The 17258-nt window shown below is 55.7% G+C and carries 19 protein-coding genes and 1 pseudogene; 10 read left to right on the forward strand and 10 right to left on the reverse strand.

Annotated features, from left to right (window positions below):
* Positions 1-432 precede the first annotated feature (432 nt).
* Positions 433-723 carry a hypothetical protein gene (locus B5E43_RS05380; RefSeq protein ID WP_242964720.1) on the forward strand — a complete coding sequence of 97 codons (291 nt, stop codon included), beginning with the start codon at positions 433-435 and terminating at the stop codon, positions 721-723.
* Positions 724-791: 68 nt separating this feature from the next.
* Here B5E43_RS05380 and B5E43_RS05385 read toward each other — a convergent pair.
* Positions 792-902 (reverse strand): annotated as a pseudogene (locus tag B5E43_RS05385) (transposon-encoded TnpW family protein); the annotation flags it as partial.
* A 166-nt stretch (positions 903-1068) separates the two neighbouring features.
* Between B5E43_RS05385 and B5E43_RS05390 the strand changes: the two are divergent.
* Entirely contained in the window at positions 1069-1569 is a 501-nt protein-coding gene (locus B5E43_RS05390; RefSeq protein ID WP_087394382.1) for a VanZ family protein, read from the forward strand.
* 110 nt (positions 1570-1679) lie between these two features.
* Here the strand turns inward: B5E43_RS05390 and B5E43_RS05395 are convergent, their stop codons facing one another.
* Complete coding sequence (locus tag B5E43_RS05395) at positions 1680-3551, reverse strand: S-layer homology domain-containing protein (protein WP_087394384.1); 1872 nt, start codon at positions 3549-3551, stop codon at positions 1680-1682.
* A gap of 454 nt (positions 3552-4005) precedes the next feature.
* Here B5E43_RS05395 and B5E43_RS05400 point away from each other — a divergent pair, with 454 nt between their 5' ends.
* The 6 genes from B5E43_RS05400 to B5E43_RS05425 all read left to right on the forward strand — a co-directional run bounded on the left by B5E43_RS05400 (position 4006) and on the right by B5E43_RS05425 (position 10066).
* On the forward strand, positions 4006-4791 hold the full coding sequence (locus tag B5E43_RS05400) for a Wzz/FepE/Etk N-terminal domain-containing protein (protein ID WP_158098969.1): 786 nt from the start codon (positions 4006-4008) through the stop codon (positions 4789-4791).
* A complete protein-coding gene (locus tag B5E43_RS05405; RefSeq protein WP_087394389.1) occupies positions 4788-5630 on the forward strand; it encodes a CpsD/CapB family tyrosine-protein kinase in 843 nt (280 codons plus the stop codon). Before B5E43_RS05400 ends, B5E43_RS05405 begins: the two co-directional genes overlap by 4 nt.
* Complete coding sequence (locus B5E43_RS05410) at positions 5623-6342, forward strand: CpsB/CapC family capsule biosynthesis tyrosine phosphatase (protein ID WP_087394390.1); 720 nt, start codon at positions 5623-5625, stop codon at positions 6340-6342. Before B5E43_RS05405 ends, B5E43_RS05410 begins: the two co-directional genes overlap by 8 nt.
* A 51-nt stretch (positions 6343-6393) precedes the next feature.
* A complete protein-coding gene (locus B5E43_RS05415; RefSeq protein WP_242964721.1) occupies positions 6394-8376 on the forward strand; it encodes a nucleoside-diphosphate sugar epimerase/dehydratase in 1983 nt (660 codons plus the stop codon).
* A gap of 225 nt (positions 8377-8601) precedes the next feature.
* A complete protein-coding gene (locus tag B5E43_RS05420) occupies positions 8602-9192 on the forward strand; it encodes a hypothetical protein (protein ID WP_158098970.1) in 591 nt (196 codons plus the stop codon).
* A gap of 673 nt (positions 9193-9865) precedes the next feature.
* Positions 9866-10066, forward strand: a complete 201-nt coding sequence (locus B5E43_RS05425; protein ID WP_087394396.1) for a hypothetical protein — start codon at positions 9866-9868, stop codon at positions 10064-10066.
* Between the two features lie 89 nt (positions 10067-10155).
* On the opposite strand, the gene B5E43_RS05430 is transcribed toward B5E43_RS05425, so the two are convergent.
* The 6 genes from B5E43_RS05430 to B5E43_RS05455 all read right to left on the reverse strand — a co-directional run bounded on the left by B5E43_RS05430 (position 10156) and on the right by B5E43_RS05455 (position 14775).
* Positions 10156-10410: a helix-turn-helix domain-containing protein gene (locus B5E43_RS05430; RefSeq protein ID WP_087394398.1), complete on the reverse strand. Its 255-nt coding sequence runs from the start codon at positions 10408-10410 to the stop codon at positions 10156-10158.
* Positions 10407-12242 carry a type IV secretory system conjugative DNA transfer family protein gene (locus tag B5E43_RS05435; RefSeq protein WP_087394400.1) on the reverse strand — a complete coding sequence of 612 codons (1836 nt, stop codon included), beginning with the start codon at positions 12240-12242 and terminating at the stop codon, positions 10407-10409. The genes B5E43_RS05430 and B5E43_RS05435 overlap by 4 nt, the downstream gene beginning before the upstream one ends.
* Before the next feature lie 12 nt (positions 12243-12254).
* Positions 12255-13718, reverse strand: a complete 1464-nt coding sequence (locus tag B5E43_RS05440) for a DUF3991 and toprim domain-containing protein (protein ID WP_242964722.1) — start codon at positions 13716-13718, stop codon at positions 12255-12257.
* 46 nt (positions 13719-13764) lie between these two features.
* On the reverse strand, positions 13765-14097 hold the full coding sequence (locus B5E43_RS05445; protein ID WP_087394404.1) for a type II toxin-antitoxin system RelE/ParE family toxin: 333 nt from the start codon (positions 14095-14097) through the stop codon (positions 13765-13767).
* Positions 14098-14099: 2 nt separating this feature from the next.
* Complete coding sequence (locus tag B5E43_RS05450) at positions 14100-14396, reverse strand: type II toxin-antitoxin system RelB/DinJ family antitoxin (protein WP_087394406.1); 297 nt, start codon at positions 14394-14396, stop codon at positions 14100-14102.
* Positions 14397-14457: 61 nt separating this feature from the next.
* Positions 14458-14775, reverse strand: coding sequence for a hypothetical protein (locus B5E43_RS05455; RefSeq protein ID WP_158098971.1), 318 nt, complete (start codon positions 14773-14775; stop codon positions 14458-14460).
* A gap of 126 nt (positions 14776-14901) precedes the next feature.
* Between B5E43_RS05455 and B5E43_RS05460 the strand changes: the two genes are divergently transcribed.
* A complete protein-coding gene (locus B5E43_RS05460; RefSeq protein ID WP_087394409.1) occupies positions 14902-15201 on the forward strand; it encodes a nucleotidyltransferase domain-containing protein in 300 nt (99 codons plus the stop codon).
* Between the two features lie 32 nt (positions 15202-15233).
* Positions 15234-15524 (forward strand): HepT-like ribonuclease domain-containing protein, encoded by a 291-nt coding sequence (locus B5E43_RS05465; RefSeq protein WP_275532994.1) that lies wholly within the window; start codon positions 15234-15236, stop codon positions 15522-15524.
* 56 nt (positions 15525-15580) lie between these two features.
* On the opposite strand, the gene B5E43_RS15635 is transcribed toward B5E43_RS05465, so the two are convergent.
* Positions 15581-15715, reverse strand: a complete 135-nt coding sequence (locus B5E43_RS15635; protein ID WP_275532992.1) for a hypothetical protein — start codon at positions 15713-15715, stop codon at positions 15581-15583.
* 12 nt (positions 15716-15727) lie between these two features.
* On the reverse strand, positions 15728-17197 hold the full coding sequence (mobP3, locus tag B5E43_RS05470) for a MobP3 family relaxase (protein WP_087394414.1): 1470 nt from the start codon (positions 17195-17197) through the stop codon (positions 15728-15730).
* Positions 17198-17258: the final 61 nt, after the last annotated feature.

Raw genomic sequence — 17258 nt, forward strand, 5'->3', positions numbered from 1 at the left:
ACTGCTTCCGGATAGGGCAAGTGGCGCCCCTGAGAGAGCCCAAAAAGTAATTCATGACGTCTGGATGCAGTGATACCCAGTACACAGCATGTTATAGCCTTGCACTGTGCGTACTTCGGATATAGCTCACCTTGCGGGAACGAATAACTGCCACAAGCTTGCGAGAGCGCCTGCCCCGTGGTGGCAGCTTTGTCCCACAGCACACGTACATGATGGGGCAGGCCGCCTTTGCCGGAGGCTGCTGAAGCACTGGGTGTATCCAGCGAGGATGATGTTCAGACGCTTGTAAACGAAGTGCGTTATGGAAAGGAACAGTAAAATACGGATATTGGTAGATACAAACATTCGTTTCTGCATTGCTCTTTCCACGTTCCAAACCGGCACAGGCTTTGCTCTACATCGCAGACAATCACGATCACGAAATTGTCCTGTGTGACCGCAATATCGCAGAGCTGCGGGATTGCTCAGGCGGAAAGGGCCAAAGTATCTCCCGGAGATGCGGAAGTGCTGCTGGCGAGAGTGTCCTATGAGTTAATTTCTGCGGTAGACCATGCAGAAAAGTTGATACGAGACGCCAAAGACCAGCCGATCATAAACGCAGCCATCGTGTCAGACGTGGATATTATCCTCACCGGCGACAGAGATTTTTTAACTCTGGATATGGAACATCCAAAGTGCATGAGCGTTGCACAGTTTCCCGAAAGCGAAGGTGTGGAGGATTGACCTCTACGCATTTACTCTTGGCATGGTAAGGACCCGGAGCCTGGTTAAAGGTTCCTAGTCCGCTGTGTTTACATCTGTTGCATCTCGTCTTTGAGCATCCACTTGATTTTATTTCTCATAGTTTCAGGGCTGGTCTTGCTGAAATGGACGCGCACCTTGTAGGTGGTTCTGCCGATTTTGGCTGAAAACCACTGGGGATGGGATACTAAATACGCGAAAACGGAAGATTATCAGATGTAAATTCTTGTAAGAGGAACACATTTGTGATAAGATAGCACAGAAACACTGGGCCCGTACCTCCTTTCTTGCTCCCGGGTAAACTGGAACACAGCGAGGAATTTTCCTATGGAACAACCCAAAACCAAACAGCGTGTCTATTTGCTTCTCACGGGCCTTGCTGTTATCGCCTGTATCGCCTTTATTTGGGGCAATTCCCTGCTTCCAGCCGCCCAGTCAGCTCAGGCTAGTCGGTCTGTTCTGGATCTGTTGGACCCCATCCTGGATCAGCTCCACATTCCCAAAGGAGACGCCCACCGCGTGATTCGCAAATTGGCCCATATGTCCGAATTTGCCCTGTTAGGACTGTTGTGGTCCAGCCTTTTGATTCAGTTGCGCAGGAGGAGCCTGTCAGACTGCCTGTTCGGCGCTGGAACTCTGGCTTTGCTCACCGCCCTGGTGGACGAGACGATCCAGTTGTTTTCCCCTGGCCGCGGTAGCCAAGTCACCGACGTCTGGATCGACTTTTGCGGCGCTTGTCTGGGTATTTTGGCCGCCCATATTCTGCGGCATATCAGTCATAGGATTCACAGAAAAGTCTGCTGCAAATTTAGTTCAAGCGGAAAATAATATATAAAAAAGGTTGTTGAGAATCGCCTTTCAAACAATTCTCAACAACCTTTTTATTTGATTAAGTATTCAAGACCCATTTTACAACAGGTCCCCTGTCCCATAGCACCTTACTTGGCCACATTCTCCAGGAAATTCATGAAGATCTGAGCCACTTCGGCGCGGGTGGCTGTGCCGGTGGGGGCCAGGATACCCTCACCCCGGCCAGAGATCAGGCCGGCATCCACCGCCCACCCCAGGCCGGCCACGGCCCAGGTGGACACAGTGCCTGCGTCCTGATATCTGTCCAAAGTGGCCACGCCATCGGTATCATAGCCCTGATCCTGAGCGTAGTTGTAGAGAATCACCGCCAGCTGCTCCCGGGTCAACGCATTATCAGGCCCGAACTGCTCAGCACTGTAGCCGGTGATATAGCCCTTCTGACGGGCCCAGTACACCGCATCGGCATACCAGCTGTCCGGCATCACGTCGGCGTAGGGATAGCCCAGGTTGGTTCCCAGCTCCGGCTTGCCCTCCAGGCTGTACAGCATCTGAGCCACCATGGCACGGGTCAGGGTGGCATTGGGGGCAAACTCGTCGTCGCTGACGCCAGACATCAAACCGCTGTCCAGGGCGTAAACCACTGCATCATAGTACCAGGCGTTCTCGTCCACATCCACAAAAGCAATGTCCTCCGCTGGATCTTCGTAGCCGATGACATACTTGGAGAAGTGGTCGGTGGTGAAGATCACGGTCTCCGAGCGCACGTCATACATGGTCCAGCACTCATTGATGTTGCCCATGTCGTCCAGATACCAGACCACAACACCAGCGGGGCTCTGCCCCTCCTGCAGCTCATAGGGCAGGGACACGGTGATCAGACCGCCGTCAAAGTCGGTGATGTACCGGCTGCCGCTGCGGAGAGTCAGCTCGAACACCGGGGCATCGCCCACCACTTCCTGCTGGCGTCTGTTCAGATCGTCCGTGGCCACCGGCTCCACAGTCAGGATAACAGTGGTCTCGGCCTGCTCCGCCACAGAGGCGAGGGCCTCCGGGGAAAGGGTGACTTCGCCATCTTCCAGCTCCACGGTCAAGTTATTGTCGTTGTCCGCTGCGTTCTCCAGACCACCGGAGGGCAGAGAGACAGAGGTACGGTGGGAGGCATCAATGGTGACCGTCTCGCCCGAATCCGCCCGCTCCACAGCCGTCTCCATCTGTGCGGTGGTCACGGAGCTGCCGCTGACATTCACATTCACATTGTCACCTTGGCCAGTGACACTTCCGAGGCTGGAGTCACCATCGGAACCGCCGCTGGAACTCCCGCCGCTGGCAGTGGGGCTGATGGTAGTGGTGCAGGTGTCATCTGCCAAATTTACAGAGGCACCCATGTTAAATCCCAAATCTTCACTGGTAGAGGGATCGTATGTAACCAATACATAACCTTGGGTGGAAATAGAACTGGCACTGCCCACGGCGCTCCAGACCTCGCTGTTGGTGAGGGTGCCGTTAAAGGTGGTGCTCATGTTACAGGCTAAAATACCGGGAAGATCCGCCGCAGAGGCGGTGTTCAGCTGAGAAATTACGGAACTCTTCAATCGATAGGTCATGCTGACACCTTCGCTGGTCTTAGCGGGACCGCCCACCGCATCGAAGATGTCGTTTCCAGCAATGGATACATTCATCCTGGATAGATCGCTGGAAGTCACTGCGTTCTTTAGCAGACCGTCTTCCAGATAGCAGGTAAAGCGCAGGGCACGAAGCCAAGCCTCGTTGGCCCTGGCCGCGTTAACCAGCGCAATAATATCGTTGTTTTCAGCGTTGCCGCTTACAGACAAATTGGCGGTGTACTGAACGTTGTACTGGCTGCCTGAACCGCTGGCCGAGCCAGAGATGGTCAGATTGGCACCATCATAATCTGCCGCCCAGGCACTGGGTGCCAAGCCGAGTGTCAGTGCCAAGGTCAGAACCATGGCGCCTAGTTTTTTCCAAAGTTTCATTTTCATACAGCTCTCCTCCTGTGTTGGATCTGCTATGAACCTGTATCATAGCCGTTGGACGCTGATGTATGTTTGATTCCATGCCGTCTGGGAAGACAAGTCATTCCCTCAATTGCAGTGGTGTCCAGAGCCAATTTATTTCCAGTTTTTACAGGACAATGAACAGGAAGCCTGGACTCTTTGTTATGGAAATGATATGGCAGGAATACTTGAAGAATAGCACAATTTACAATCTTTAGCAAGACTCTTTCAAGCAATTCTTAGGCAGATTTGTATTTATTTAAAAGGCACTCTGATTCAGATGCATCGGCAGTGGAAACAATGAAAAGTTTTGGTTGTTCTAACATTTCTGTAATTCTCTTGCAATTGAAGAGAGATATTATTATAATATGCGTATCTAAATATTTTGACGAATCATGACGTGTCTTGACATAACATGAAAAGGAGTTTTTATTTCGACATGAATGAGCGCGGGAAAGGTGCCCAGATGGAGCAAGAGATCGACCTTCTGGAGCTGTTGATGGCCTATCTGCATAAGTGGTGGCTCATTGTACTGTGCGGTGTCCTGGCCGGCGGGATTGCTTTGACATATACGTATTTTGGCATTACCCCTCTCTACCGGGCGGGCGTGTCGGTATATGTCAACAACTCCCGCAGCGGGCAGAGTATTGACTATGTGACCAGCAGCGATTTGTCTACCTCCAAGATGCTGGTCAATACCTATGTAAATATCATCAGTAGCGATACAGTGCTGGAAAAGGTCATTGAGGAGGCAGCACTGAGCTATACGCCGGATCAGCTGCGGGATATGCTTTCCGCAAGCCAGGTGGATGAAACGGAGATTTTCCGGGTCTATATTACCCACCCGGATCCTCAGGAGGCGGCTCGAATTGCCAACGCAGTGGCAGAAATTGCCCCCGCTGAGATTGAAGAGTTTGTAGAGGGCAGCTCCTGCAAGATCATTGACTACGCCAAGGTCCCCCAGGCGCGTATCAGTCCCAGCTATTCCCGCAACACCCTGCTGGGTGGTATGGTTGGCTGCGTGCTTATCGTGGGCGTGCTAACCATCCAGCATTTCATGGATGTCCGGCTGAAAAGTGAGGAAGATTTGGAAGACCTTTTTGAGCTGCCAGTGCTGGGACAGATTCCCGCCTTTTCGCAGTCCAGTCCGCGGCAGAGCTCCTACGGATATGGCTACGGAAACGCACCTGCCGCAAGGGCGGCGGAGAAGGAGGAAAAGGTATGAGCCTGTTGCCAAGCAAGAAGAAGCGAGCGGTGAAAAACCGCTCCAAGGAGTTTGCAATGCTTCAGGAGGAGCGGCAGAATCTGCTCTCTTCCTCTAAGGATTTTTTTATGCGGGAGGCCTATAAGACCTTACGAACCAATGTGAATTTCTCTCTGACCGAGGATATCACGGGAGGAAAACTCATTGCTGTTACATCAGCTCTTCAGGGGGAGGGCAAAAGCTTTACCGCAGTCAATCTGGCCATATCCTATGCCCAAACGGACTGCCGGGTCCTTCTGGTGGACTGTGATCTCCGCCGCCCCAAGCTGTCCAGGCTGCTCCGGGTCAGCGCTGCCACGGGGCTGAGCAATGTCTTGGTCTCTCCCGCGCTGCTGTCTGAGTCTATAAAGCCGTCTGGAGTGGAAAAACTGGATGTGATCCTCTCTGGCGACATCCCTCCCAACCCCTCTGAGCTTTTGGGCTCCGCCCGGATGGAGCGCTTTCTGGCGGCGGTGAAGGAGAATTACGACTACATTATTTTGGATACGCCCCCTGTGTGCATGGTGACCGACGCCGCCGTGCTGGCCTCCAGGGTAGACGGTGTACTGTTTGTGGTGATGGCCGGGAAGTCGGAACGCCCGGCTGTGATCCAAGCTGTGGATCAACTGAACTATGCCCAGGCTAAGCTTTTGGGGTTTGTTTTAAACGGCGTGGATCTGGAAAAGAGCGGTTACGGGTATAAGAAGTACCGCTATAAGAAGTACAAAAAGTACTCCTATCGAAGCGGATATGGATATGGCTACGGGTACGGCCATTCGGCCCCCCAGTCCTTGGAGGACGAGAGGGGGCTAAATGATTGATCTACACACCCATATTTTGCCTAAAATGGATGACGGAGCCTCCTCTTCCACGCTCAGCCTGGATATGTTGAGAATGGAAGCCAGCCAAAGGGTGGACACTGTGGTCCTTACCCCTCATTTTTACCGGGAAGAGGAAGAACCCGAAGCGTTTTTACAGCGCAGAGCCAGTTCCTTTCTCCGTCTTCAAGAGCGGATAGACGAACTGCCCAAGGAGGAGAGGGGGCAGTTGCCTACACTGTTGCTTGGAGCGGAGGTAGCATGGACGCCCAATATGGACGAGTGGGAGGCACTGCCCCAGCTGTGTATGGGAAAAAGCAGTCTCCTGTTGCTGGAACTGCCCTTCTACCCCTGGGATAAGGGGATGTTTCACCAGCTCTATGATCTGATCGGAAAAACAGGGGTCACTCCTGTCATTGCCCATCTGGAGCGATATATGAGAGGACAGCGCTGGAGCGGAATTCAGGAAATCCTGGCCCTGGGTGTGCCCATCCAATTGAGTTCAGGGGCGTTTCTTACCATGGGCGGACGGCGGCTGGTCAGACAGCTGCTCCATGCGGGTATGGGCTTCCTGTTGGCTTCCGACTGCCACAATGCCACCACTAGACCGCCAAATATGGGAGAGGCGATTGCCGTGATTAGAAAAAAGTTTTCGAAAGAGGTGGCGGGAGATCTGCAGCGTCAGATGTCGGTTGTGAAAAGGCAGCTGGTTTAGCCAGCATACTGGTGTTGTGTGACTGTTGTAAAGAGGAAAAGAGAGATGCATATGAATAAGAACATGTCGCGCTGGTGGCGTTTCCCGATGATTTTTTTGGCGGACAGTCTGGTGATTGCTGCCACGGGGATCCTGGCATTTTTGGTGCGGTTCGATTTTTCCTTTTCTGCTGTTCCGCGCCACTATCTGGATACTTGGCTGGTGTGCTGCCTGATCCAAATTGCCGTAACCTGCGGCGTTTTTCTGATTCGCCGAATGTACCACTATATCTGGCGTTCTGTGAATGTTTGGGATGTCTTGAGCATGGTTTTCTCCGTGCTCGCAGCCTTTGCGCTTACTGTCCTGCTGTGTTCCTTCTTGGGTCTGCGTCTGCCCAAAAGCGTCTGGTTCATCATGCTGATCTTACAGCTTTTTGGCCTGGTAGGTGAGCGGTGCTCCCTGCGCTTTCTCACCGCCCTGCGGGCTTATTTACGGTCTCTCCGCCCCAGTTCAGATCGCATTATGCTCATTGGGGCAGGAAGTGCCGGCCGAGTCCTCTCCCGGGAGATTGTCTCCAGTCAGCAGATTGAAGGCCGCCTGTGCTGTGTCATAGATGATGATCCACAAAAGGCGGGTAAGCATATGGACGGCGCTCGTATTGTAGGTGGGCGGGATTGTATCCAGAAAGCGGTCAAGCAGTATGGCATTACCCAAATTATTTTTGCCATTCCCACGATCGCTCAGGAGGAAAAAGCGGAGATCCTGAATATCTGTAAAATGACCGGATGCCGCTTGAGAGTGCTCCCCGGAATTTACCAGCTGGTCAACGGCGAAGTCAGTCTAGCCGCAGTGAAAGATGTCCAGATTGAAGACCTGCTGGGGCGTAAGCCAGTGCAGCTGGATCCCCAGTCTGTCTCTCAATTTCTGGCGAACAAAGTAGTTCTGGTCACTGGTGGCGGAGGCTCCATCGGCAGTGAGCTGTGCCGTCAGATTGCCAAGTACGCTCCAAAGGCCCTGATCATTCTGGATATCTATGAGAACAATGCCTACGATATTCAGCAGGAACTGAAACAAATTTATGGACAAAATCTGGATCTAAGGGTGGAAATTGCTTCTATCCGGGATAAAACGCGGATCTACCAGATTTTTGACGAGTATCGACCGGATGTGGTGTTCCATGCGGCGGCTCACAAGCATGTACCCCTTATGGAGAACTGCCCCGCTGAGGCGATTAAGAACAATGTCTTCGGCACTTACCATGTAGTGCGGGCAGCAGAGCGCTCCGGGGTTAAGAAGTTCGTGATGATTTCCACCGATAAGGCGGTAAATCCTACCAACTTTATGGGGGCCACCAAGCGCTTCTGCGAGATGATCCTCCAGAGCCGCCGGGAGAGTGCCACGGAATTTTGCGCGGTACGCTTCGGAAATGTGCTGGGCTCTAACGGCTCTGTTGTTCCTCTGTTTAAGAAACAGATCCAGGCGGGAGGGCCGGTTACCATCACCGATAAGCGAATCATCCGTTACTTTATGACCATTCCTGAGGCCGCTATGCTGGTACTGGAGGCGGGAGCTATGGCCCGCCAGAGCCAGATCTTTGTTCTGGACATGGGAGAGCCGGTGAAAATCCTCACCCTAGCGGAAAACCTGATCCGCCTGTCCGGGCTGGTGCCTTACAAAGACATTGAAATCAAAGAAATCGGTCTGCGTCCTGGGGAAAAACTCTACGAAGAATTGCTGATGAAGAGCGAGCATTTGACCAAAACCAGCAATGAGAAGATTTTTGTGGAGGAGCAGCGGCCAATCACGCCGGATGAGATCATGGATGCTCTGGTCTCGCTGGATCAGGCGATCACATCAGATTCCCCCAAGGATCAGCTCATCGCATTAATGAAGCGGTTGGTTCCTACCTATCGGGATCCTGAAGCTGTGAATTCTGAGGCGATTCTCAGCCACAGTGCGAAGGAGTATGACTTTGACGATGACCTGGAAACTGCGGATAGTGACTTTGATAAAAGCGAAAATTCGACTTCCAACCAGATATATGCTCGTGTATAATAAAATCTGGTTCAGCCGAAGGAGAACATCCCAGGGCAGCAACCGCTCTGGGATGTTCCCCTGTATGAAACGATAGGTGATGCTATGAAACGTTGGAAAAAAGTACTGCTTTTAATTTTGTTGGTTGTGATTGGAGCTGTTGCAGCCCTCTGTGTTTGGCAGCAGGATAATATCAAGGCCCTGTATACCGCGTTCACCAAAGACGAAACTGCGATCCTGCAGGATATGGAACAGAATAAGAAAGACTTGGAAGGCGCTCTGGTCGATCACAACATTACGGTGTTGGCTCCCACGGTTGAACAGAGCCAAGCCTTGATTGACGGAACCGCCCGTGCGGACGAGGTTAAAGCGGAGATGGGCCTGACCGGTGGAACTACAGCAGAAGCGGAAGGAACAGAGGAAGCTTCCTCTGCCCCCCAGTCATCCCAAGGCGCATCTTCCCCTTCCGGCGGTGTATCCAGCCAGGCCCAGGCTGAGCAGCTAATCAACAACTGTGTATCCGAGCTGTATGCCTGCGAGGTGGATCTGATGGCACGCCTGGGGGCAATGAAGCAGGAGGCGGTCAATCTGTGGAACAGCCTCAGCCCAGAGGAGCGCACTTCCAGCAAAAAACGTGAGATCGGTATGGATGGTTTGGATCAATGCTATGTGTTGGAGGTGGAAATCGACCAGACGGTGGAATCGATTTTATCCCGCTACCGCACCGAACTGGAGAAGCTGGGGGCAGACACCAGCGTACTGGATACTCTGTGGGACTACTACTGCAACGAAAAGAACTCTCAAAAGGCGTACTACCTCAATAAGTATCTGAATTAATCCGTCATTCTTACGCCGCCGGAAGGTGAATCCCCTTGGCTGACCAAGAGATTACGAACACGGAACAGACGAACCCGCTACCGCTCACCGCCCTGTCCACCGCATTGTCTGGGGCCGACAGTTTTGGGGGGCGCCACAGAAAGTCCCCTGCTGGGTGCGGACCAGTCGGCTCTGTTTCACGAGGCGCTGAAGCAGGAGGGACCTGCCCCCTGGCATATTCTTCTGTGGACCCGGACGAGCTCTCCCTTGCCCTGAATCAAAAGGTCCAGCGGACGTTGGACCGCATACTGGCCGACCACATGCGGGCCTGATGGGCACACACCCGCATCCACACTCTGATGCGGACCTACGGTGTCCCTATGTGATTTTGAAGGATTGTGCATCTGCGGAGTACTACCCAGGTCCTACGCACGGTCCATGGGGGATGTAGATTATCTGGTGCGGGCGGGGACCATCCTGGAGCAGCAGGGCTATCGTACCTCGGAGGGAAGCATTCCTGACATGTGGCCTACTGGATAAGCGGGATGAGCCATCTAGAGGTCCATTTTCCCCTTGGATCCCCACCGGGCCGGCGGGGAAGCTGGTCCGGTGGCACTTCCGGGACTGCATTTCCGCCGCCCAGGCGGCGGAGGCAGGGGCAATAGAGGAGGTGGACGAGGGTCTTCTTCACGACATGATCCATGTATCTTTCACACCGGAAATTTGGTCCAACGAGGCCTATCTGACCTCCAATCGGGGTAAGAACGGCGTGAAAGGCAGCTCAATGGTGAAGCAGTTCGTCCTCTCGGTAGACGAGGCCGTACATGTCCACTTTCTCGCCTTCTGGAAGCACCGGGGCCTTTTGTGGGCTTTCTTCTGCATTAAAAAATCTTAAAGTGGGTCCTTCTGGGCGGTCCACACTGAACCAGCCCCCGGTCCATCGAATAGGCAGGCCCTCCCCTTGGCGGGAGGGTCTGTTTTTTATCAGGACAGCCGATACAGATTTGAGGTACACCCGCCATTCTCCCGCCAGCGGCTCTCTTTAACCAGGAATCCTGCACGGCACAGATCGTCCAGGGCCCGCTTGACGGTGGAGCGGGACAGGCCCAGCTCCGCCGCGATGGTCTTGATGGCCGGCCAGCATCTGCCGTTCCGGTCCGACCGGTCCTTGAGGTACATATAGACCACCCTGGCCCGGTGGCTGAGGTCGGACTGATAAATGGTCTGGAAATAACTCATGGGGTTCCCTCCTGATTTCGGTGGATCTGGCGGATCCCTCTCGCCTTGTCTAGCGGCATCGTCTGGCCGTTCTCTCTCCGGCTACCGCCGCTGTTCAGTGGAGCCGGTGGGCGCGGCGGAGGCGCTGGCTCTTCCTCCGGCTGCGGCGGGTGCCTCTGGAGGATGGCCTGTTCCAATTCCTGCTTGCTGGCGTAGACCACAGGGCAGGCGGCCTTCTCCGGCAGGACATAGGGCTCCCCGAAGGTGATGCCCCATTCCAGGAACAGCCGCAGTCGGGTACGCATGGGGTGGGTGCCGGTTTTCATGACGATAAACTGTCCCTTGGGAATGGATTTTAACTCGTCCGGGGTCATCAGCGGACGCTCCATCATCTGCAGAGACTGGCTTTTCTCTTTCCCCCGGCTGATGGAGCCGCTCATGACGGTGCGGCTGCCCAGGGCCTTGGACAGCGCCTCGGCGGTCTGACTGTTGGGGGCAAAGCCGCCGAAGATGGTGTCCTGCACATTGTCCTGGATAATTTCCGCCCCCTCCTTGCCGTAGTTCTTCTCCAGTTGTGCCAGAGATTGAATGATGGGCACCAGGGTCAGCTTCCGGGAGCGGCCCGCGGAGAACAGGGGCAGGATGTCAAAGGCGGGCATGGTGCCCAGCTCATCGCAGAACAGCACCACCCGGTTGGGGAGCTTTCCGCCATGCTCATCCGCCACGGCGAACAGCTCCCGGGAGAGGGTCTGGATCATGAGGCCCGCCATAAAGTTCTTGCTGGGATCCTCCTCCGGGAGGATCAAGAAGATGGCGGACTTCCGGGAGGCGAAGGACTCGGCGTCAATGGCGCTGTCAAAGCAGAGGACCTGCTCCAGCTCTGAGTCCAGAAAGGCGTTGAGCCGGGAGAGGACGGTGGACATGACAGACATCATCGCCTGGTCCGCGCTGTTGAGGGCGGCTCCGGCAAACCACTTAGCCTTGTGGGTGTCCGGCAGATTGCCCATAAGGACCTGGAATCCGTTTTTCGGTTTCTTGCCCACCATGACGGGAGCCAGCAGGTCCTGCACCAGCTTGAACACGGAGACGATGTGCCGCCGCTCCTCCGGGTGCTCTTTTGTGGGAGGCAGGTACTCCGCAAGCAGGAGGATGACTGCCGTGAGCAGGCCCTCCGCCGCATCATAGAAGAAGGCGTTCTGGCCGTAGCTGGAGGCATCCCCCTCCGGGTTGACGATGGTCTTGGAGAGAATTTTGGCGTATTTCTCTGCCTTGGCACGGGCGGCGATGTTCTTCGGCTCCTCCCGGCACACATCCATGTAGTGGTTGATGAGGGTGAGCAGGTTGTACCCATCCGAGCGGGTTGGGTTCCGCAGGTCGATGACCGCCGCCTGGTAGCCATAGTATTTCGTGGCCACGGCGCCGTAGTTCCGGGCCAAGTCGCCCTTGGTGTCCAGGGCCAGGAAGCTCATGCCGCTGGCACAGGCGTATTCCAGATTGGGGTACAGGAAGAAGGCGGTCTTGCCCACGCCGCTGGCACCGATCATGAGGCAGTGGATGTCATCGGGATCCACCAGGGCGGTCACCTTATTCTTTTTCCCCACGCAGCCCAGCACCAGTCCCTGGGCTTTGGGCAGCTCCTCGCCCCGCCGCCACAGGCTGGGGCGGAAGGGGATGTGGCGATAGGTCTTTTCTATTTCCTGTTTGGTTGCCCAGCGCGCCGTCCCGTGCTGACCGTCTCCCACCGTCCTGGACTTGATGTTGTCCAGGGAGCCGTTTCCCGTAAAGTGGGTGGCAGCGGCCAGGGCCAGCAGTGCCAGACCGCAGAACAGGAGCAGGATGATCTCTTTCGACATAATCGCCTCCTGTTACATCTGGAGGACAGGCCCCGTGTTTTCCTGCTGGAGCTTCTGCTCCTGCTTCCACTGGTCCGCCTCATACTTCACGGTAACTTTGGCACAGGCCAGGGCCAGCTCCAGCCATGCGCTGGCCAGCTCTCGCTTGTCTGTCTGGGAGCGGATGCCCGGCGTGCCGCTCCTTTGGGTGATGTCCTGGACCAGAGCGGACAACTCCGCCGTGCGGCTTCTCAATCCGGAGCGGTTTTGGTGGGGGAGGATCCGGCTCTGGAGATACTGCGCCCCCTGCTGAGGTGTCAGTACGGTCCCCATCTGCCGGCACTCCCGCAGGGTGACGGCCAGGGAGAGGGCGGTCATCTCCTCCGCACAGTCCATGGCCTCCTCCAGTTTGTTCCTCTCCAGACAGGCACGGTAACTGCAAAGCAGTTCCGGGAGCTGCTCAGCGGCTCGATTTGGTTTTATCTCTCCGCACATGGCCCCAATCCGCTGGCAGACCTCGCCGGCCACGACCAACTGGGGATGCTCCTCCGCGGGCTGGGCTTCCAGACCGTGCTGGGCTTTCAAGTCCTCGTCCCAATCCTTATAGGCAGGACGCAGGGTCACGATGTCAGTGTAACCGTGTTTTTGCAGCAACTCAGCCAGCCGTCCTGATGCCTCGATCCCGGCCGCATCGTGGTCCAGGCAGAGCACGACCTTTTGGAGCCGCGGGTCTTTCTCCAGCATCCAGAGCATGGCGTGTTCCGCGGTGCCGCACAGGGCCACATAGCTGTGTTCCCGCCACGCCTCTGGATTCAGTGTCAGGAATGCCAGCAGATCAATGGGGGCCTCGAACACATAGAGCCGCCCGCTGTGGCCGAACCAGTGGAAGCTGCACCGCGGGTCACTGCCCTCCACATTCATGCGGAAGGTCTTGCCCAGATCGCTGATGCTCCGTTTGTGGGCATGACGGGCAGCGCCGTGTTCATCTGTCCCGACGAACACGGCGTTGTGGTATTCCTTGGTCCCGTCTTTTGATTTCTCGCAGCTCTCGTAGATCATGCCCCGTTTCGTGAAGGCATCCAGAACCTCTCTGGCAATGAACCGCTTTTGGAGCAGGTACGCATAGAGACGGCGCATGGTGTGGTTTCTCGGCGGCAGGGCAAAGGGCTTCGGCTGTGTCTCCTCCTGCATTTTTGCGGACGGATACGGCATGCCAATCTGTCCGCCCAGCAGACAGTCCATGGCCTCCGGGTAGGACATGCCGCGGAAGGTTTGGAGGAAGGAGACCGGGCCTCCGCCCTCCCTGGCTTCATGGTCATACCATTGACTGCCCCGGACGGTGACGCTGTGGTCGCTGGACAGACGGTACTCCGGCCCGGACCGGATGAGTTTCTCCCCCTCCCGGCGGAGGAACTCGGCCAGGTCCACGCTGTTGGCCTGGCGCTTCTGATCTTCGGTAAAGTGGATGTAGGGCATATTTACCTCCAAAATAGACATGAAAAAGGGAGGCCGCTTTTCGCGGCCTCCCAGTGACATATTTAGTTCAGGGCAGCGGCATCCGGTGGAGCTGATCCATCTGATCCCGCCGACCATAGATCACAGCTGTAATCCAGACAGTCTTCTGTTCTTCGTTGATCCAGTAGTACACCAGAAAATTGTCCACCGGCATTTTGCGGATTCCCTCCGTATGCCAGGGTTCTTCCGGTATCAGGGGATAGCGGGCTGGCATACTGCCCAGACCTGCCATCTCCGCCTCCAGCCGGTCAGCCCACCGGAGTGCCACATCAGGCGCCTGCAGCACCCCAGAAATGTAGCGCACAGCCTCCAGCAGCTGACCGACAGCGTAATTCGTCAGTTTCACACGGTAGTTCGTCATACTCAGAGATTCTCCCGGATTTTACCAAAGGCATCCTCCAGATCCATCCCCTGTTCCGCCTTTGCCTGCTTGAGTCCCTCTGCCATCATTGAGTTAAACTGCTCCGCAGTCATCGTATCCCGCGTTGGCAGGGTGGGAATGCTGAAGGAGTACGGAATGCTGTTCGTCATGATAATCTGACGGTAGAGGGAGTCGATCAGTACGGATACTGGAACGCCCAGGCGATTCAGGATTTCCTCCGCTTTCTGCTTGATCTCCGGCTGAACACGCGCTGTGACATTTGCTGTTTTCGTGGCCATTGAGTACACCGCCTTTCTGAAAGCAGTATACCATTTTGTATCGCTGATTGCAATACAATTTTCATGGTAGGATCATGCTTGGATCTTCATGGCCATCCGGCTTGTGGCCCATGGCGATCTTCCTCTCCCGGATCTTCCGCCGCAGTTTTTTGTCGGTGAACCGGATTGGGTCGATGAATGGCTGTGGCTCCTGCTCTCGGAAGATGTTGGCCATGTGGTGGAGAATCCGGGCCACGCTCTCTGCCAGCGGCGCGCTCCGCGCGTTGCGCATCGGGTCACGAGAGAGCCGGGCCTGCTGGCCGTTGTCTTTGCACTCTGTGTGTTCTGTATGGGGCGCATCCGCATCCTGGGTTAAGGCATCGGCCTCTCCCATCATCACTGTTGGGCCGGCGCTTGTGATTTTCCGTGAAATGGATGTAGGGCATGACGCGCCTTCTTATTCTCGGTTGAAAATATCTGGGAAATCGGGTATACTGTTGGTGAGAAAACAGAGAGGAGGGCCGCTATGTCTGAGATTTATACGCTTCCCCAATTGAAGCACATCCTGATGCCGGTGTTTGATGCATACGGGATCCGCAAAGCGGTTCTGTTTGGCTCTTATGCCAAGGGTACCGCCACGGAGAAAAGCGATATTGATCTGCTGGTAGACAGCAAACTTCGTGGCCTCCGATTTGTCGGTTTTCTGGACGAGGTGCAGCGAGCGGTGGGTAAAAATGTGGATCTATTCGATGTAACTCATATCGAAGCCGGTTCCCGGATCGATCAGGAGATCCAGCGGACAGGAGTAACCGTCTATGAGAAATAGCATCGAGAAATAGCATCATCGTTGAGAAGCTGATTGCATATACCGACAAGATCCTTGCCTATTGCGAGGGATCCGACTACGAATCCTTTACAGCAGACTCCAAACTGGTGGAGGCGTGTGTGTTCAATCTACGTCAAATGGGTGAACTGGCAAACCGCATTGATGATGATTTTGCCCAGGCCCACGCTGAAATCCCCTGGAGACTTCTGTATGGTCTCCGCAATCGGATCGTCCATGACTATGAGGGTGTCAATATGCAGCTGATTTGGGAGATCATCCACGATGATCTCATTCCACTGAGAGATGCTCTCACCCGAATTTGACGAAACCGCCTGTTCTACATATAGAACGGGCGGTTTGTATTTCTGGGAGTGCTTTCTCACTGCCTCCGGCGGGCGCGCCGGTGGTAGGGACGGGGGCGCACCGTCTGCCGTTTCCGATTTTCCACCTGGGGAAACGGCACAGCCACCTTTTTCCGAAGTATTTGGGATGTGGACTGATATTTCTTCTTCACGGAACCTTCTCCTTACATGGTTATCGTAGGTTCGTGGTCATCCGGCTTGTGGCCCATGGCAATCTTCTTCTCCTGGATCTTCCGCCGCAGTTTTTTGTCGGTGAACCGGATCGAACCAGCAGGGGCAGGCGGCTCCTGCTCCCGGAAGATGTTTGCCATGTGGTAGAGGAGCCGGGCCACGCTCTCTGCCAGCGGCGTGCTCCGCGCATTGTGCTTTGGGTCACGAGCAGGCCGGGTGTGCTGGCTGTTGTCTTTGCGCTCTGCGTGTTCTGCGTGGGGCGTATCTGCATCCCGAATTAAGGTATCGGCTTCTTCCGGCGCCTCATCTCGCCGTTCTTCCGGAGAGAACATCTGGCGGGTCTCGCCTAGCCGCACCGCCTCCTGGATGACGAGGTTGCGGATCTGCTTGAACTCCTTTTGCTGGGAGAGAGGCAGACGCCGGGGCAGGTCATCCTTGTAAGTGCGGAGGACCTCCTCCCGCATCTGGTACCACAGGTTATAGGCCTGGGCCACCCGCGGGTCCTTGGCCAGCTCGTCCACGATCTCATCCACCAGGGACTTCAGCGGAGCTTTCAAGTAGCCGTACTGCTTCTTGCCGGACACGGCTTTTAGCTTGACCGCCAGGTGGTCCATGAGCATCTCGATTTTGGGGTTCTCCACTGTTTCGGATTCCATCTGCTCAATGAGCTCCCCCAGGGCCAGCCGTGACTGCTGGGTGAGACTGTCCCGCCGCTGGGTCTGGCGCTCATAGATCTCATAGAGCTCCTGCCGAAAAATCTGCTTGGCAAGTCCCGCCTTGATCTCCGCGATCCCCTGTCGGGTGAGGTAACCGGACTTGCCGTCCGCGCTGTAGCACACCATATGCACATGGGGGTGGTGCCCCTCATCGTGGAAGGCAGCGTACCACCGGAACTGATCCCAGGGGATCTTCATGGCCTGGGCCAACTCCATGGCATAGCCGGTGAGGAGTTCCTTCCACTGCCCGGCGTTGTCGTACCCCAGCCGGGCCGCGTCTTCCCGCCGCAGGGAGAGGATGGGGAGCCACACATTTCCCGGGTGGCTGGCCACCTCCTCCGCGATGCGGGACAGCACCAGCGGATCGTCTGAGCCGGTGAAGAGCGCGTGGGCGCCGGTGCGCTGGGCTCTGGGGCGCCCGGCGATGTATCGGATGTAATTTTTCTTCTTGGAAATCTGATCATAGTTGTCCTCCAGCGCCCGGGTGATAAACTCCGAGGCGTTGCTCCGGGTAGGGGAGGCCAGATAGTCCTCGTACTCGAACAGCCCCCGGCTGAGGGGGAAGTCCCGGACCAGCTGCTCCGCCAGCTTCGTCTGTTCCTCCGTGGCGGGGAGTTGACCGTCCTTGGGATCGAGACGCTGGGCTCCCTCCCGGGTGGCCATGTAGCGCACATAGTTGCTCAGGTGCGGGGCGGCTCTGGACGAGCCGCCCCGGATGTAGGGACACTTGAAGATGAGGCGTGGCACTGTGCGTCACCTCTTTGTCTGCTTTAGGCAGAAAGAGGCGCCAGTTCAAGCTGGCGCCTCT

It is taken from the genome of Flavonifractor sp. An100 (assembly GCF_002161175.1).
Taxonomy (GTDB): Bacteria; Bacillota; Clostridia; order Oscillospirales; family Oscillospiraceae; genus Lawsonibacter.

What these genes read in the sequence shown, in the direction of transcription:
- B5E43_RS05390 (WP_087394382.1), top strand. Translation starts at nt 1,069, where the DNA reads ATGGAACAACCCAAAACCAAACAGCGTGTCTATTTGCTTCTCACGGGC.
- B5E43_RS05395 (WP_087394384.1), bottom strand. Translation starts at nt 3,551, where the DNA reads ATGAAAATGAAACTTTGGAAAAAACTAGGCGCCATGGTTCTGACCTTG.
- B5E43_RS05400 (WP_158098969.1), top strand. Translation starts at nt 4,006, where the DNA reads ATGAATGAGCGCGGGAAAGGTGCCCAGATGGAGCAAGAGATCGACCTT.
- B5E43_RS05405 (WP_087394389.1), top strand. Translation starts at nt 4,788, where the DNA reads ATGAGCCTGTTGCCAAGCAAGAAGAAGCGAGCGGTGAAAAACCGCTCC.
- B5E43_RS05410 (WP_087394390.1), top strand. Translation starts at nt 5,623, where the DNA reads ATGATTGATCTACACACCCATATTTTGCCTAAAATGGATGACGGAGCC.
- B5E43_RS05415 (WP_242964721.1), top strand. Translation starts at nt 6,394, where the DNA reads ATGAATAAGAACATGTCGCGCTGGTGGCGTTTCCCGATGATTTTTTTG.
- B5E43_RS05420 (WP_158098970.1), top strand. Translation starts at nt 8,602, where the DNA reads ATGGAACAGAATAAGAAAGACTTGGAAGGCGCTCTGGTCGATCACAAC.
- B5E43_RS05425 (WP_087394396.1), top strand. Translation starts at nt 9,866, where the DNA reads ATGATCCATGTATCTTTCACACCGGAAATTTGGTCCAACGAGGCCTAT.
- B5E43_RS05430 (WP_087394398.1), bottom strand. Translation starts at nt 10,410, where the DNA reads ATGAGTTATTTCCAGACCATTTATCAGTCCGACCTCAGCCACCGGGCC.
- B5E43_RS05435 (WP_087394400.1), bottom strand. Translation starts at nt 12,242, where the DNA reads ATGTCGAAAGAGATCATCCTGCTCCTGTTCTGCGGTCTGGCACTGCTG.
- B5E43_RS05440 (WP_242964722.1), bottom strand. Translation starts at nt 13,718, where the DNA reads ATGTCTATTTTGGAGGTAAATATGCCCTACATCCACTTTACCGAAGAT.
- B5E43_RS05445 (WP_087394404.1), bottom strand. Translation starts at nt 14,097, where the DNA reads ATGACGAACTACCGTGTGAAACTGACGAATTACGCTGTCGGTCAGCTG.
- B5E43_RS05450 (WP_087394406.1), bottom strand. Translation starts at nt 14,396, where the DNA reads ATGGCCACGAAAACAGCAAATGTCACAGCGCGTGTTCAGCCGGAGATC.
- B5E43_RS05460 (WP_087394409.1), top strand. Translation starts at nt 14,902, where the DNA reads ATGTCTGAGATTTATACGCTTCCCCAATTGAAGCACATCCTGATGCCG.